This is a genomic window from Micromonospora sp. NPDC049203 (assembly GCF_043197215.1).
Lineage (GTDB): Bacteria > Actinomycetota > Actinomycetes > Mycobacteriales > Micromonosporaceae > Micromonospora.
Genome location: NZ_JBICSV010000003.1, coordinates 212,340 through 227,797, shown reverse-complemented (window position 1 = coordinate 227,797; position 15,458 = coordinate 212,340). Strand labels below are relative to the sequence as shown.

Here is a 15,458-nt window from a genome sequence, read left to right as displayed (position 1 = left end):
CTCAGACCCGCTGCTCGCCGAGGTCGGCCACCTCGGCAGCGGGTGCCCAGCCCTGGTAGACGCCGAAGTCGAACGCCTCCAGCCCCATCGCCTCAGCCACCGGCCAGCGCCCACCTGTGTACTCCAGCCGCAGCCAGCCCTCGTGCTCGGCCAGCACGATGAACGGCTGCCCCTGCCAGGTGCAGGTGGTCCGCACGTACGCCAGATCGTCGACCTCGGTGGCCGGCACCACCCGGACGTACCGGCCGGGACGCACCTCGGTGAATCCGTCGTCCGGGCCGGGCTGGTACAGGCGGACGTCGTCCCCGTCAGGACTGGCCTGGTACTCCCGCCCCCGCCAGCGGGCCACGTAGCCGTCGCGGCTCACGCCTCGGCCGCCTTGCGCCACAGCAGCTCGTCGGTGTCCAGGACCGCGACCAGCCTGCTGTCACCGTCCGCGCCGACCCGCCACAGCTCGGCGCCGTGCGGAAGCCGCGCACTGTCCACCTTGAACTCCGCGATCACGTCGCTGCTCTCCCCCGGCGCGAAGCCGTTGCCACGGAACGGGGGCCGCTCGATCACCCAGCCCTCCATCGCCCGCATCGCCGCCTCGTTCGGGCCGCCGTACGGGATCCGGTAGAGGCTCGGCCGGTAGGCGGGCCACCGCAGCAGGTAGATCTCCTCGTCGTCGGGGGAGAACGGCGAACCCGGGTGGCCGAGCCCGAGCGCACGGTACAGCTCCACCGGCGTACGCAGGTGTGCCAGTTCCCCGGCCCGGTGCACGAATCCGGAGACGCGGTCGTAGCCCCGCTCCAGGTAGTAGGCGAGCTGGCTCGCCGCGATCACCTTCTGCATGGTCACCGGCCGGTTGTCGGTGACCGGGTGCCCCTGCGGACGCGGTCGCTCCGCCGGCTGCGGCGCGGCGGCGGGCTCCGGATCGTCGCCCAGGCCCACCTCGGCCGCCCAGTTGGCCAGTGCGAGGACCTGCTCCCCGGGGTACGACGCGCCCACCGGACTGCCCGGGTTGACCCGGAACGACCAGGCCGCGTCCGGCCACCTGCGGATGAGCTGGACGAACTTCACCCGTACCGTCTCGACCTGGCCCTCGGTGTGCTCCGCCAGGCGCTCCGGCGAGGTGTAGACAGAGACGCACGTCTCGCCGTCGACCGGCTCGGTGTGCCAGACGAAGCCGGGGTCACCCGGCCGGCTGCCGGCGGCCGAATCAGGCGCGACCGGCAGCAGCACCCGGGCCAGCAGCAGGGTGGTGAGGAAGCCGTCGGTGCTTCCGCTGCCCGCGGCGGCCAGCAGGTCCTCCTCCACGTCGTTCGCCGGCACGAAGTCGGCAGCCGCGTCCGCGGTGCTCGGTCCGGCGGCGGGTGGCGGGTCGACGGTCGCGGGCTCCACCGGGGCCGGCGTGGACAGCGCCACAGTCGGGTCACCGGGCGCGAACAGCGCAGTGGTGACCGGCTCGTCGGTCACCGGCTCGAAGAGGGACACGGTCGGCTGTTCCGCCGGCACGGGCTCGGCCGGTGCCGGGCCGGTCAGCGGCTGGGTCGGCACCCGGTCGAACAACGACACCGTCGGCTCGGCCTCAGCCGGACCGGACAGCGGCTCGGCCGGCGCAGGGTCGAACAGCGAGACCGTCTGGTCCGCCGACGGCGACGGCGCGAACAGCGGCGCGGTGGCTTCGCCTGCCGGGGCCGACGGCTCGAACAGTGACGTCGTAGGTTCCTCGGAACCCGGCCCGAGCGACACCGTCGGATCGTTGAGCGGCGTGCTCCGGTCCGGCGTGCCGGTCACGCCGGCCTGGGCCGGCGCCGGCTCGGCGAGGTTCACCGTGTCGTCGGCGACCAGCGGCTCCACGGGCGACGACACGGTCGGATCGCCCGTGCCGCCCCATGGCGCTGCCGCGCCCCCGGCCGGTTCCGGGCGCGCCGGGCCGGCCTGCTGCGCGGACCAGAACGGCGCGGGCTCGGTCAGGTCGCGGGCCTCGATGACGGTGCCCTCGATGACGATGGGTGTGAAGTCGCGGCGTGGCGCGGGCGGCGCGGAGACCGGTTCGGCGAACGACGGGGACAGTTCCTCCGCCGGCTCGTCGACCGTCTCCCACCCGGTCTCGGCCGCACTGCCGCCCGGTGCGGCCCCCCACCCGTCAGCCGTGGCCGCGGGTCCGGCCGTGACCGGGTCGGCGTGCGCCGCCGGAGCGGGTGGAGCGTGCCGCCGGGGCAGCGCCTCGGTCGCGTCCTCCTCGGGCGGGCGGGTGGGCCGGAACGCCCGGGTCGCCTCCTCCGAGCGGGACGCGGGCGGCGGCTCGTCCGTACGCGCCGGGAACGGGTGGGTGGGGCCTTCGCGGACCGGCTCGTTCAGCGGCCGTCGGCGCGGGAACGGCTGCCCACCGGCGAACCGGGTCGGCGGGGTGGCCCGGTCGCCGGCCCGGCGTGACGGGTCCAGCGTCGACGGGCGCCGGGCCGAGCGGCCACCGGACGAGGGTTCGAAGAAGGAACGGGACGGCGGCGGCGCGGTGGCCACCGACGGCTCGTCGGCGGGTGCCGCCGGGGCGGCCGCGAAGGGGTCCGGCTCGTCCGGGCGGCGGCGCAGGTCGGTGAGCCAGCCGTCGAGGGCGTCCGTATCCGGCTCGGCGGCGGCGCGGCCCGGGACGTCGGCGTCCGCTGCCCGGCGGCGCGGCGGCACGGTGGGCAGCCGTCGCCCCAGGACCGAGGCGGCCCGCATCGGCACCGTCGGCGGCTCGCCGGTTTCCACCAGCCGCTCGTCCCCGCCCGGCGCCCCCGCGACCGGCGGTACGGCCGGAGGCGGCACGACCGATGGCGGAACAACGGCGGAGGGTACGGCCGGCGGCGGCATCGCGGCGGACGGCATGCTCGGCGGCGGAACAGCGGCAGGCGGGACGGGAACGGCCGGCGGTCGGGGCGCGGCCTCGGGCACCGCGTTCCGGGCCGCCCGGGTGGCGCTCTCCACGCGCTCCAGCCGGGCGCGGGCGCCCATGGTGCGGCCGGGCAGCCGGACGTCGCCCCGGGAGAGCTGAGCGACGTACCAGGCGGGCAGGTAGCCCTCGATCGGCAGGCCGGGATTCACCGCCAGCCACCACTCGGGGTTGGGCCAGCCGGCCGCCAGATCCGGGTAGGGGACGCGGCGGGTGGGCCCCGCGTTCTCGCCCAGGCTCGCGCGCAGCGCGGCGGCGGAGGTGAAGGCCAGCACGTGGGTGCGGCCCTCGGCGGTCCAGGTGCCCCACCCGGCGGCCGGCCCACCCGCTACCGGAAGCAGGAGATCGACGCGGGTCAGCACGCGGAAGTACTGCTGCTGGTCCTGCGCACGCAGCGCGTCCCGCATCGCCACCTCGGCCTCGGTGGCCGGCTCCCATCCGGTCACGGCCACCTCTCCTTCCGCGAACAGGCCACAGGCATCGCCTACAACCTACAAGGTCGCGGCAACATCAGGACTTCTGCCCATCGACGGTCGGCCCCGAACCGAACGAGCCGCTAACATCCCGTTCCGGAGTCGACACATTACGGAGGTCGTCGATGTCTCGGCCAGTCGCGTACCCCGTTGTGGCCACTCTGGCGACGCTCCTCGTCACCGCGTCTCCGGCCGCCCCGGCGACGGCCGCCGCGCCGGCCGGCTGCGCCGGGCCGCTCGCGCCGGTCCGCCCGGTGGCGGACCAGCCGTGGCCGCAGCAACGGTACGCCCCGGACCGGCTCACCCCGCTCGCGACCGGCGCCGGAGTCGTGGTCGCGGTAGTCGACTCGGGAGTGGACAGGTCCCATCCACAGTTGGCCGGCCGCGTTCTCGACGGCGCCGACTTCCTCGACCGGGGCGGGGACGGCACCCGGGACTGCGCCGGGCACGGCACCGGCGTGGCGAGCATCATCGCCGCCGTGCCGCAGCCCGGCGTCGCGTTCCGCGGCCTCGCGCCGGGCGTGCGCATCCTGCCGGTACGGGTGAGCGAGCAGCAGGTGGTCGAGGGGCGGGAGTCGGGGCGCACGGTCGACGCGGCCGGATTCGCCCGGGCCATCCGCTGGGCCGTGGATCACGACGCCGACGTGCTGAACCTGTCGGTCGTGCTGTACGCGGACGACCCGGCCGTACGCGCCGCCGTCGCCTACGCGGTGCGGCGGGACGTGGTGGTGGTGGCCGCCGCCGGGAACCTGCACGACAACGGGGATCCCCGGCCCTATCCGGCGGCGTACGAGGGGGTGCTCGGCGTCGGTGCGATCGGGCGGGACGGGACGCGGTCCGCGTTCTCCCAGACCGGCTCGTACGTGGACGTGGTCGCCCCGGGTAGCGAGGTGCTGATGGCGGCGCCCCGGGCGGGACACCAGCGGGCGGAGGGGACCAGCTACGCCACCCCGTTCGTGTCGGGCACCGCGGCGTTGCTACGCCAGTACCGGCCCGGGCTGAGCGCCGACGAGGTGGCCGGACGCATCATGGCCGCCGCCGACCCCGCACCGGGCCGGGACGCGGGCTACGGCGCGGGGGTGCTGAACCCGTACCGGGCGGTGACCGAGTCGGCCGGCGCGGCGGGTCCCCGTAGCCGGCCGGGTGCGGTGCTTCCCGCCGACCGTCCCGATCCGGCCGCCCTCGCCCGCCAGTCGCGCCGGGACACAGCCCGGGATCGGGCGCTGCCGGCCGCCGCCGTCGCGGGCGGGGCGGTGGCACTCGTCGCGGCGCTCGCCCTGGTGCTGCCGCGCGGCGCGCGCAGGCGATGGCGGGCGGCCGACCCGGCCGGGACGGCGGCGCCGAGATGACCGCCGGTCACAGACGCAGCCGCGCGGCCCGGGTCACCTGCCCGGGCCGCGCGGCGTCGGTTCACTGGAACAGGTTGGCGTTGCGCTTCTCGGTGTCGAGGTAGTCGGCCGCGGAGTCCTCCACCGCGAGCTTGATGTCGCGCAGCATCGCCTGGAGATCCTGCGAGGCGGCCCGCCACCGGGACTGCCGCACCTCGTACGCCTCGCGGGCCTCGCCGTTCCAGCTCGCCACCAGCGGGGCGGCGTCGCGTTCGAGCTGACCGAGCTGGCTTTCCAGTGTGGACAGCGCCCGTTGGATGTCGGCGCCGGCCTGTTGCAGGGCGGCGAAGTTGACGACCAGCACACCGTGCTCCATGAGTCGATCCTTCCGGTTGTCAGAGGGGCAGCTGGATGCCGCGGTTGGTGCCCGCCACCCGGCCGGCGGCCTCGGTGTCGGAGACGTCGTACTGCCGGCCGGCGGTGCGGATCGCGGTGGCCGTCTCGCGCAGCGCTCGCTGAAGGGTGGCCTGATCCCGTGCCCACTGCTGCTTGACCTGCGCGAACGAGCGCCCGCCGGCACCCCGCCAGGCCTGTTGCAGCACCTCCAGCTCGGCCATCAGGCCGCTGAGCATGGTCTGGAGCGACTGGTCGACCTGCTCGAACTTCGCGGCGGTCTGCTGCATCACCGCGGCTTCTGCCTGGGTCTGGGACATCCCGGACGTCACCTCGTCTCCTCGGTCGTGGCTGGCCAGCGTGTGACCACCGTGGACTCGTCGGCGGCGCCCGGGGCCGGTGGAGGGGAAGCCTGGCGGCGGCGAGCACGCATCTCGACGATTTCGTCGCTGACGGTAGCCGCCCGACTCCGGTTCTGCCACCCCTGCGGGCTCCCCTGTGGACAACCAGCCCACTACGATGAGCCACGGCAGCGTCACGCGGAGGTCCGGCGAGGAGGTGCGGTGACCGCGAGCACGTCCGAGCGGCACGCGTCCGCCCCGGTCCGAACACCACAGTGGACGACCCGTCCGGCAGCCCGACTGCGCGCCGGCCAGATCGTGGCGACCCAGGTGGCAGCGGCGGTCGTGATCGCGGCCGCCGGGCGGGGCATGGTGCCGACGGCCGTCGCGCTGCTGTCGGCCGCGCTGCTGCTGCCGGCCGCGTGGGTGCGGGTGCGGGGCCGATGGCTGCACGAGTGGCTCGCCACCGCCGCCGCGTACCTGACCCGGCGCCGCGCCCTGTCACCGGCAGCCGATCCGGTGGCGCTGCTGGAACTGCTCCGGCCGGGTTCGGTGATCGGGGCGACGGAGGCGTCCGGCGGCGCCGCCGTGCTGCACGACGCCGCCGGCCTGACCGCGCTGCTGGAGCTGGGCGACCCGGACGACCTGCTCGGCGAGCACGCCCGCGATCTGCCGACGCCGTTCGACCTGCTGCCCCCGGCCGGTCCGGACGCCCCCGCGATCCGACTGCAACTGGTGTTCTCGTCGTCGCCCGCACCCGCGCCCGCGATCGCCGGCGGCCCGGCCGGGACGTCGTACCGCCAGCTCACCGACGGGCGGGTGGCCGGGCGGGCACGCGTGGTGCTGGCCGTCCAGGTGCTGCGCGCCGACGGCCGGCCGGACGAGGACCTGTTGCGTACGCTGTCCGGCACCCTGCGGCGGCTGGTCCGCCGGCTCGGCCCGCTCACCGCCCGGCCGCTGGGCGGCGACGCGGCGTTGCGGGTGATCGCCGAGCTGGCCCATCACGAGCCCGGCGCACCGGTGCGGGAGACCTGGCCACTGCTCACCGTGGGTGGCTTGACGCAGGCCACCTGGCGGTTGCGCCGGTGGCCGGATCCGCACGGCGAGGCGGCTCGCGGGCTGGTCGGGCGACTGCTCGCGCTGCCCGCCACCGCCACCACCGTCGCGCTCACCGTCGGTCCGCGCACCGGCCCGGCACCGGTCCCGGCCGAGCTGGCGGTACGGGTGGCTGCCGGGAGCCCGGCCGAGTTGTCGGCCGCGGAACGCACGCTGCGCCGGGTCACCGGGGACGTCGGCGGTGAGCTGCGCCGGCTCGACGGTGAGCACCTGGCCGGGCTGGCCGCCACGCTGCCGTTGGCGGCCTCTGCGGGGGTCATCCCGGCGGCCGGGTCGCCTCCGCCCGCACTGGACCTGCCCTCGGCCGCCGCCGGGCTGATGGTGGGCGCCAACCGGCACGGCACCGCGCTCACCGTGCGGCTGTTCCGGCCGGCCCCGACCCGGGTGCTGCTCGTCGGCGGCGTGCCCGCGGCGCAGCTTCTCCTGCTGCGGGCGCTGGCGCTCGGCGCGCGCGTGGTGGTGCAGACCGGCCGTCCCCGGTTCTGGGAGCCGTTCGCGCGCGGCGTCGGGACGCTCGGTGGTGGCGTACCGCTGCTTCCACCGGGGCGCCCGATCGGCGGCGCCCCCGGCTCGCCGCTGCACCCGCTGCTGGTGGTGGTGGACGCCGGCCCGGTGCCGCCGGAGGCCGGTCCAGCCGCTGCCTGGCAGTCGGTCCTGGTGGTGCGCGACGAGCTGACGCCGGCCGACGCGCCCGCGTTGGCCCGCGCGGACCTGGCCGTCCTCCAGCCGCTCGACCCGGACGAGGCCGCGTTGGCGGGCGCGGCGCTGGGTCTGGGCGGCTCCGCCGAGTGGCTGACCCGGATCCGCGACGACATGGTGGCGGTGGTCAACCGGCGGGCCCTGCGCTGGGCGCTGCTCTCGCCCACACCCGTCGAGTCGCAACTCGTCGGCCGTCCGGCCCGGCACTGAGGCACCGGCCCGGCAGGCGGCGGCCCGGTGCGCCCGCACAGCCCAGCAGGTCGGCAGGCCCGGCAGGCCCCGGCATGGCAGCTTCCCCTGGTGGTACGGCCGTGGCACGATCCCGGCCATGGATTTCCTGAAGGGTCTTCTGATTCGCGTTGGCTCGACGGCCGTGGCGTTCTGGCTCGCCACGCTGATCATCCCCGGCATCTCGCTCGACTCCGGCTCGACCGTCGAGACGGTGATCACGCTGGTGCTCGTCGCGGTCATCTTCGGCGTGGTGAACGCGGTGCTCCAGCCGATCATCAAGACCGTGGGGTGCGGCTTCTACCTGCTGACCCTCGGTTTGATCGCGCTCGTGGTGAACGGCCTGCTCTTCCTGCTCACCAGCTGGATCGCCGGTGAGGCCGGACTGCCGTTCCACGTGGACGGGTTCTGGCCGGAGGCGGTACTGGGCGCGCTGTTCGTCGGCATCGTCACCTGGATCCTCGGCGCGGTCCTCGACCGCGACTGACGCCGGCCCCCGGCCGGTCACGCCGGCCGGGGCCACCAGGCCAGCAGGAGGGAATTGGCTGGCGTGCGGGCCGGGTCGCGGTACTAGCCTCGGCCGGGTGTTCACCCTGACCCGCGCGGACGGCTACGAGATCAGCACCGACCCGGACCGGCTCGACCTGGACCGGGTGCACGTCTGGCTCTCCACCGACGCGTACTGGGCGCTGGGGCGGGAGCGGGAGACGGTGGCACGCGCGTTCGCCGGCTCGATCGGCTTCGGCGTCTACCGGCCGGGTGACGGCGCTCAGGTGGCTGTCGCCCGCGTGGTCACCGACCGGGCCACGTTCGCCTGGCTCTGCGACGTGTACGTGGACCCGGCCGAGCGGGGTCGCGGGCTGGGATCCTGGCTGGCCGGCGCGGTCCGCGACCACCTGGCCGAGCTGGGCGTACGCCGGATCCTGCTGGCCACTCTCGACGCGCACGGGGTCTACGCGAAGGTCGGCTTCCGGCCGGTCGGGACGGATCGGTGGATGGAGCTGGATCAGCGGGTGACGCCGGTCACCGATAAGGACCAGTCGGGCGGCCCGCCACTTACGGTGGAGCCGTGAACCAGCTCCGGCTCGGCTACCTGTACGGCGTCGGCGCGTACCTGATCTGGGGTTTCTTCCCGATCTACCTGAAGCTGCTGCGCCCGGCCGGGCCGGTGGAGATCCTCGCGCACCGGATCCTCTGGTCGGTGGCGTTCGTGGCGCTGCTGCTGGCCGCCACGCGGCACGTCCGCTTCCTGCGCAAGCTGGCCCGGCGGCGACGCGCGCTCGCCGGCATCGGGCTGGCCGCCGCGCTGATCGCCGTCAACTGGGGCACGTACATCTACGGCGTGAACTCCGACCGGGTGGTGGAGACGGCGCTCGGCTACTTCATCAACCCGCTGGTGTCGGTGCTGTTCGGCGTCCTGGTGCTGCGGGAACGGCTGCGCCGGGCGCAGTGGGCGGCACTGGGTGTCGGCGCGCTGGCGGTGGCGGTGCTCACCGTCGACTACGGCCGGCTGCCCTGGCTGGCGCTCACCCTGGCGTTCAGCTTCGCCGGGTACGGGCTGGTCAAGAAGCGGCTCGCGCTGCCCGCCACGGAGGGGCTGTTCGTCGAGTCGGCGGTGCTGGCGCTGCCCGCGCTGGCCTACCTTGGGTGGCTGTCGGCGCGCGGCGACTCGACGTTCGGGCACGTCTCGGCCGGGCACACCGCGCTGCTGGTGCTCGCCGGCGCCGCCACCGCGATCCCGTTGCTGCTCTTCGCCGGGGCGGCGAACAGGCTGCCGCTGTCCACTGTCGGCATGTTGCAGTACCTCGCGCCGATCCTCCAGCTCGGCTGCGGCGTGCTGATCTTCCACGAGCCGATGCCACCGGCCCGGCTGGCCGGCTTCGCCCTGGTCTGGCTCGCCCTGGTGGTCTTCACCGCCGACGCCCTGCGCCACTCCCACCGCACCCGCCAGGCCGCCCGCACCGCGTCCCCCACCCCCACCCCGTCCCGCTGATCTTGCACTTTCCGCCCCGGCAAAGCGGGCGAAAGACCCACACCGGGGGCCGAAACCGCAAGATCGACGAGGCGGGAGAGGGCGGGCGGCGGCCGAGGGTCAGCGGAGGTCGTAGGCGAGGACAGGGGAATCGGTGCCTCGGAGCAGCTCCAGGCGGACCAGCTCGCCCTTGGTGAAGCGGGTGACGCCGGAGAAGCGCAGGTCGTCGCCGGGGGCGGCGAGCCACGAGCCGATCTGCTCCGTCGCGCCGTCCGGACCGTGCGCCACCAGCCGGAACGTGTACGCCTCCCGGTGCCCGGCCCGCCTGTCGTACCCGCAGTGCATGGTGACCTCGGTGCCCCACGGCGTCTCGGTCAGCCCCACCTCGGCGTGCACCGGCACCGTCCCGGCCACCGGCCGCATGGAGGCCAGCGCCACCGGCGGCTCGGCCGGGCCGCCCGGCGACTGCACGATCCCCACCCCGACGCCGGCCAGCACCGCGAGCGCGGCGGCGGCGAGCGCTGTCAGCGCGTACCGTCGGCGGGAGCGCGACCGCTCACGGCGCTTGCGCTCGCGCGCGGCGTCGAGCAGCGCGGGCACCCGCGACGTCTCCGGTCCGACCTCCAGGAACTGCTCCAACCCGGCCGGGTCGAGCCGGCCCAGCAGGCCGGGCAGCACGGCGATCTCGGCCACCGCCTCCCGGCACTGCGCGCAGCCGGCCAGGTGGCGCTCGTAGGCGACCCGGTCCGCCGGGGCGAGGGCGCCGAGCACGTACGCCCCGTCGTCGTGTGCGAACTCGCAGCGTGTCATCCGGTCACCCCCATCTCGGCCAGCGCCAACCGTAGTGAGCGCAGCGCGTAGTGGGTACGCGACTTCACCGTCCCCGGTGGTACGCCCAGCCGCGCCGCCGCCTCGGCCACCGAACGCCCCTGGTAGAAGCACTCGACCAGCACCTCCCGGTGGGTCGGGCTGAGCCGGTTGAGCGCCTCGGCGACGGTCCACGCCTCCACCGCGCGCTCGGTCTCGTCGACAGTCTCGGCGGTCTCGGGCAGCTCGTCCGTGTAGACCTCGCCGACCCGGGCCGAGCGTCGCCGCCAGGCGTCGATGGCCAGGTTCCGCGCGGTGGTGAACAGCCAGGCGCGTACCGAGCCGCGTCGCGGGTCCAGCGACTCGGGGTGCCGCCAGGCGCGCAGCAGCGTCTCCTGCACCAGGTCCTCGGCCCGGGGCCGATCGCCGTTGACCAGCCGCAGGGCGTGCGCGTACAGCGCGTCGGCGTGCTCGTCGTGCAGCGCGCGCAGCAGTTGGGCGTCGTGGTCGCTGATGGCGGTACCTCGCTTCCGGCGGCGGGAAACCGGGCGATGCGTTCGTCCTTCCATACGTGCCGTGACGCCGAACGGTTCATCCGCAGGTCAGGGCGGAGCTGTTCACGTCCGGTTCAGATTCGGGCCGATCCCCGCTCACCGGGCCCTGGCAGCGTCCGGCGGGTAAGCGCCCGGGCCGTCTCGCCCGGGCGCCTTCCCCGACATCCGATCAGGAGGCTCCACCCCATGAGCGACCGGCCTCGCCTGCTTCCGCTGCTGGGCGGCACCCGCCACGGCAGCCGCGACGCGATGACCTGCCTGTACCGGTGCGGCAACGCGTGCGACCACCCGGTGCCGAACCCGACCGACAACCCGTACTTCGGCGACGTGGTCGGCACCGAGATCTCCCGGCGCGGCGTGGTCCGGGCCGGCGCGGTCGGCGCGCTGGTGCTCGGCTTCGGTGGCGCCGCCGCCGGCGCGCTCGCCGGCGCCGCCCCGGCCGCCGCCGCTCCCGCCGCCCCGCCCGCCCCCGGCGGCGACGTCGCCGTCACCGGCGCCGGCCACCCGGGCAGCGGCGCGCTGACGTTCAAGCCGATCCCGCCGAACAAGCTCGACACCCTCGTCGTGCCGAACGGGTACGACCACTCCGTCGTGATCCGCTGGGGTGACGAGGTCGTCCCCGGCGCGCCCGCGTTCAACCTGGGCCGGCAGACCGCCGCCGCCCAGTCCAAGCAGTTCGGCTACAACAACGACTTCGTCGGCGTGCTGCCGATCGACCGTCGGCGGGCACTGCTCGTGGTCAACCACGAGTACACGAACGAGGACCTGATGTTCCCCGGCTTCACCAGCCAGGACGCGCTCACGGTGGAGCAGGTGCGGGTCGCGATGGCCGCGCACGGCATGTCCGTGGTCGAGCTGGAGCGGGTGGAGAACACCGGGCAGTGGCAGCCGGTACGGCGCGGGCGGCGCGAGTACAACCGCCGGGTCACCGCGCTGGCGACGAAGTTCGAGCTGACCGGCCCGGCCGCCGGGTCGGCGTGGCTGCGTACCGCCGCCGACCCGAAGGGCCGGACGGTCATCGGCACGCTCAACAACTGCGCCGGTGGCGTCACCCCGTGGGGCACTGTGCTCTCCGGCGAGGAGAACTTCAACCAGTACTTCGTCGGCGGCGACGGCGCGCCGGAGGAGCAGAAGCCGAAGCTGACCCGCTACGGCATCCCGACGGACGTACGCCACCCCGGCGGCAGCCGCGAGTGGGAGCGGGCGGACGAGCGCTTCGACCTGGCCAAGCACCCCAACGAGGCGAACCGGTTCGGCTGGATCGTCGAGATCGACCCGTTCGACCCGCAGTCCAAGCCGCGCAAGCACACCGCGCTGGGCCGGTTCAAGCACGAGGGCGCCAACGTCATCGTGGCGCGCAACGGCCGGGTGGTCGCGTACATGGGCGACGACGAGCGCTTCGACTACCTCTACAAGTTCGTCTCGGACAAGAAGTTCATGCCGGGGAAGTCAGCGGTGGCCCGGCGGCACAACCTGACGCTGCTGGAGTCCGGCACGCTCTACGTCGCCAAGATCGAGGGGGACAGCCCGGCCGCCGAGATCGACGGTTCCGGCACGCTTCCGGCCGACGGCGGCTTCGGCGGCCGGGGCCGCTGGATCAAGCTGGTCAGCGGCAACCGCTCGTACGTCGAGGGCATGACCGCCCCGGACGTGCTCACCTTCACCCGGCTGGCCGGCGACAAGGTCGGCGCGACCAAGATGGACCGCCCGGAGGACGTCGAGCCGAGCCTGCTCACCGGCAAGGTGTACGTGGCGCTGACGAACAACAGCGACCGGGGCAAGGCCGGCAAGGCGCCGGCCGACGAGGCGAACCCGCGCAACAGCAACCGGCACGGTCAGATCCTGGAGCTGGTCGAGGAGCGCGGCGACAACACCGCCGAGACCTTCTCCTGGTCGCTGCCGATCGTCTGCGGCGACCCGGCCGACGCCTCCACCTACTTCGCCGGGTACGACAAGACCAGGGTCTCCCCGATCTCCTGCCCGGACAACGTCGCCTTCGACGCCACCGGCAACCTGTGGATCTCCACCGACGGCAACGCGCTGGGCAGCAACGACGGCCTGTTCGCCACCGCCGTCGAGGGTCCGGAGCGCGGCCACCTGAAGCAGTTCCTCACCGTGCCGCTGGGCGCGGAGACCTGCGGCCCGTTCATCACCGGTGACAACCGCTCGGTCTTCGTCGCCGTGCAGCACCCGGGCGAGGTCACCGGCGCGTCGGTGGAGAACCCGGCCTCCACCTGGCCGGACGGCGACTTCGCCAAGCCCGGCGTGGTGGTCACCTGGCGTCTGGACGGCGGCCCGATCGGTAGCTGACCCACCCCTGGAGCGGTCCGGCGCTGGACCGCTCCGCGCGGGGCCGTCGACCCACCAGGTCGGCGGCCCCTCGTCAGTTCGCGGCCCCTCGCCAGTCCGCCCCTCGTCGGTTCGCCGCCGCTCGTCAGTTCTCCGAGGCGATCCCGTCGGCGATGGCCCGCGCGGCGGTGAGCAGCTTGGCGCGGACCACCCGGGCCGAGGTCATCATCTCCCCGGCCGGCAGCGCGCACGCCAGCACCACCCGGCGCTCGATGTCCTTGTCCGGGGCGACGAGCACCGCGGCACACGCCACGCCCTGCCGGAACTGCCCGAGTTCCAACTGCATGCCGCGCCGGTCACCGGCGGCCAGGTCCGCCTCGAACGCCTCGACGCTGGTGAGGGTGGCGTTCGTGAACGGGCGCATGCCGTACTCGCGCAGGTAGCGGAAGCGCTGTTCGCTGGTGAGCGTGGCGAGCAGGCTCTTGCCGAGCGCGGTGGCGTGCGCGCCCTCGTCGAACCCGGGCACCAGGTCTTCCAGGTAGGGCGAGCGCGGCCCCTCGGCGGACGCGGTCACCGCCACCTGGCCGCCGACGAAACGGCCGAGGTAGTGGCTCCAGCCGGTGTCCGACGCCGCGCGACGCAGCGCCTCACCCACCGCCGGTGGCCCCCGGAACGCGGTGACCAGCTCGCGGTAGCGGTCGGCCACCTCCAACCCCACGATGTACGTCCCGTCCTCGCGCCGGATCACGTAGCCCTCGTAGGCGAGCGTGCGCACCAGGTGGTAGGTGGTGGCGACGGTCAGCTCGCAGCGCCGGGCGATCTGCTTCACGGTGAGCCCTCTCGGCGCACGGCCGACCGATTCGAGCACGCGAAGCGCGCGGGAGACGCTACGGATCAGGTCCGAAGGTTCCGCCAAGGGGTCGCGCACAACCACCTCCGCCGCCGGGGACTTACACCATATGAAAAACCGGCCGAGTGCGAAATGCCTGTTCGGATGGAGGATGCCAGAAGACCGGACACAGACGGTACGCCCACCGACACGATGAGCAGCCAAAACGCGCGGGCGTAAGGTGTGCTCGCGATGACTGAAACAGTTTCGCGAGCCACCCCTCCGACGTCCCGGCGCGCGGTCACGGTCGGCGCGGGTGCCACCCTCACCACGATCGTGTGCGTCCTGCCGGTGTTCCTGGTCGGCGGGCTCGCCGTACAGCTCGCGGACGAACTCCGCTTCAGCCCGGCCGGGCTGGGTCTCGCCGTCTCGGTCTACTTCGGCGTGAGCGCGCTCGCCTCGGTGCCCTCCGGCGCCCTGGTCGAGCGCTTCGGCCCGGCCCCGGTCGCCCGGGCCGCCGTCGTGCTCTCCGCCGCCTCGCTGCTCGCCGTGGCCGGGCTGGCCCGTTCGTACCCGGTCCTGGTGGCGCTGCTGGCCCTGAGCGCCGCCGCCAACGCCCTCGGGCAGCTCGCCAGCAACGCCGCGCTGGCCGAGCACGTGCCCGCCAGCCGGCAGGGCCTCTCGTTCGGCGTGAAGCAGGCCGCCGTACCGGCCGCCACGTTGCTGGCCGGTCTTGCGGTCCCCACTGTCGCGCTCACGGCCGGCTGGCGCTGGGCCTTCGTGGCGGCCGCCGTGGCCGCGCTGGCCGCGCTGCCGGCCGTACCCCGGGCCGGACGGGACCGGCGGGCCGGGACCGCCTCCGGTCGCCGTCCCGGCGGCAGAGGCCCGCTCGTGGTGATCGGACTGGCCGCGACGCTCGCGGCGGCCGCCGCGAACGCGCTCGGCACGTTCCTCGTCGACTCGGCTGCGGCGCGTGGGCTCTCCCCCGGTCTGGCGGGCCTGACGCTGACGCTGGGGAGCGTGGTGTGCGTGCTCGCCCGGGTGGGCTTCGGCTGGCTGGCCGACCGGCGCACCAGCGGGCACGTCGGGCTGATCGCCGGGATGCTGCTGACCGGCTCGGCCGGCCTGATCCTGCTCGCGGTGACCGGCTCGGCGCCGCTGGTCGCGGGCGTGGTGCTCGGCTTCGGGCTCGGCTGGGCATGGCCGGGGCTGATGAACTTCGCCGTGGTCCGGCTCCACCCGCAGGCGCCGGCCGCCGCCACCTCGATCACCCAGACCGGGGTGTACGCGGGCGGCTGCCTGGGTCCGCTCGGCCTGGGCGCGCTGGCCGGCGCGGCCGGCTACCCGGCGATGTGGCTGACGGCGGCTACGGCGATGCTCGTGGCCGCCGTCCTGATGCTGCTCGGCGCCCGCCTCCTACGCCCCACTGCCACCCTCGCCTGACCGCCCACGCCCTCGCGCCCGACCCGCTCGACCCGCCCCGGCTCGCCCCCTCGGCGTGGCGATCAT

At 74.8% G+C, this 15,458-nt stretch carries 14 protein-coding genes; 7 read left to right on the top strand and 7 right to left on the bottom strand.

The window, feature by feature from the left end; genetic code table 11:
- Nucleotide 1 precedes the first annotated feature (1 nt).
- Complete coding sequence (locus ACGFIA_RS10070) at nt 2-367, bottom strand: hypothetical protein (RefSeq protein WP_357391035.1); 366 nt, start codon at nt 365-367, stop codon at nt 2-4.
- Nucleotides 364-3,366, bottom strand: coding sequence for an SseB family protein (locus ACGFIA_RS10065; protein ID WP_393259496.1), 3,003 nt, complete (start codon nt 3,364-3,366; stop codon nt 364-366). The genes ACGFIA_RS10070 and ACGFIA_RS10065 overlap by 4 nt, the downstream gene beginning before the upstream one ends.
- A gap of 152 nt (nt 3,367-3,518) precedes the next feature.
- Here ACGFIA_RS10065 and mycP point away from each other — a divergent pair, with 152 nt between their 5' ends.
- Complete coding sequence (mycP, locus tag ACGFIA_RS10060) at nt 3,519-4,742, top strand: type VII secretion-associated serine protease mycosin (protein WP_393259494.1); 1,224 nt, start codon at nt 3,519-3,521, stop codon at nt 4,740-4,742.
- Between the two features lie 61 nt (nt 4,743-4,803).
- On the opposite strand, the gene ACGFIA_RS10055 is transcribed toward mycP, so the two are convergent.
- Both ACGFIA_RS10055 and ACGFIA_RS10050 read right to left on the bottom strand, forming a co-directional pair.
- Nucleotides 4,804-5,097 carry a WXG100 family type VII secretion target gene (locus ACGFIA_RS10055; protein WP_135242906.1) on the bottom strand — a complete coding sequence of 98 codons (294 nt, stop codon included), beginning with the start codon at nt 5,095-5,097 and terminating at the stop codon, nt 4,804-4,806.
- Between the two features lie 19 nt (nt 5,098-5,116).
- On the bottom strand, nt 5,117-5,434 hold the full coding sequence (locus tag ACGFIA_RS10050; protein ID WP_393259855.1) for a WXG100 family type VII secretion target: 318 nt from the start codon (nt 5,432-5,434) through the stop codon (nt 5,117-5,119).
- A 243-nt stretch (nt 5,435-5,677) separates the two neighbouring features.
- Here ACGFIA_RS10050 and eccE point away from each other — a divergent pair, with 243 nt between their 5' ends.
- The 4 genes from eccE to rarD all read left to right on the top strand — a co-directional run bounded on the left by eccE (nt 5,678) and on the right by rarD (nt 9,491).
- A complete protein-coding gene (gene eccE / locus ACGFIA_RS10045) occupies nt 5,678-7,480 on the top strand; it encodes a type VII secretion protein EccE (RefSeq protein WP_393259492.1) in 1,803 nt (600 codons plus the stop codon).
- 118 nt (nt 7,481-7,598) lie between these two features.
- On the top strand, nt 7,599-7,985 hold the full coding sequence (locus tag ACGFIA_RS10040) for a phage holin family protein (protein ID WP_357474278.1): 387 nt from the start codon (nt 7,599-7,601) through the stop codon (nt 7,983-7,985).
- A gap of 97 nt (nt 7,986-8,082) precedes the next feature.
- On the top strand, nt 8,083-8,571 hold the full coding sequence (locus tag ACGFIA_RS10035) for a GNAT family N-acetyltransferase (RefSeq protein ID WP_357477924.1): 489 nt from the start codon (nt 8,083-8,085) through the stop codon (nt 8,569-8,571).
- Nucleotides 8,568-9,491: an EamA family transporter RarD gene (rarD, locus tag ACGFIA_RS10030; protein WP_357477928.1), complete on the top strand. Its 924-nt coding sequence runs from the start codon at nt 8,568-8,570 to the stop codon at nt 9,489-9,491. Before ACGFIA_RS10035 ends, rarD begins: the two co-directional genes overlap by 4 nt.
- A 99-nt stretch (nt 9,492-9,590) precedes the next feature.
- Here the strand turns inward: rarD and ACGFIA_RS10025 are convergent, their stop codons facing one another.
- Nucleotides 9,591-10,280: a zf-HC2 domain-containing protein gene (locus ACGFIA_RS10025; RefSeq protein ID WP_357477931.1), complete on the bottom strand. Its 690-nt coding sequence runs from the start codon at nt 10,278-10,280 to the stop codon at nt 9,591-9,593.
- Nucleotides 10,277-10,846 carry a sigma-70 family RNA polymerase sigma factor gene (locus ACGFIA_RS10020; protein ID WP_357477935.1) on the bottom strand — a complete coding sequence of 190 codons (570 nt, stop codon included), beginning with the start codon at nt 10,844-10,846 and terminating at the stop codon, nt 10,277-10,279. Before ACGFIA_RS10020 ends, ACGFIA_RS10025 begins: the two co-directional genes overlap by 4 nt.
- A 171-nt stretch (nt 10,847-11,017) precedes the next feature.
- On the opposite strand from ACGFIA_RS10020, the gene ACGFIA_RS10015 reads away from it, so the two are divergent.
- Nucleotides 11,018-13,141, top strand: a complete 2,124-nt coding sequence (locus ACGFIA_RS10015; RefSeq protein ID WP_357477938.1) for a PhoX family phosphatase — start codon at nt 11,018-11,020, stop codon at nt 13,139-13,141.
- 124 nt (nt 13,142-13,265) lie between these two features.
- Here ACGFIA_RS10015 and ACGFIA_RS10010 read toward each other — a convergent pair whose 3' ends face one another.
- Nucleotides 13,266-14,048 carry a helix-turn-helix domain-containing protein gene (locus tag ACGFIA_RS10010; RefSeq protein WP_357386929.1) on the bottom strand — a complete coding sequence of 261 codons (783 nt, stop codon included), beginning with the start codon at nt 14,046-14,048 and terminating at the stop codon, nt 13,266-13,268.
- A gap of 153 nt (nt 14,049-14,201) precedes the next feature.
- On the opposite strand from ACGFIA_RS10010, the gene ACGFIA_RS10005 reads away from it, so the two are divergent.
- Entirely contained in the window at nt 14,202-15,392 is a 1,191-nt protein-coding gene (locus tag ACGFIA_RS10005; protein ID WP_357386927.1) for an MFS transporter, read from the top strand.
- Nucleotides 15,393-15,458 lie beyond the last annotated feature (66 nt).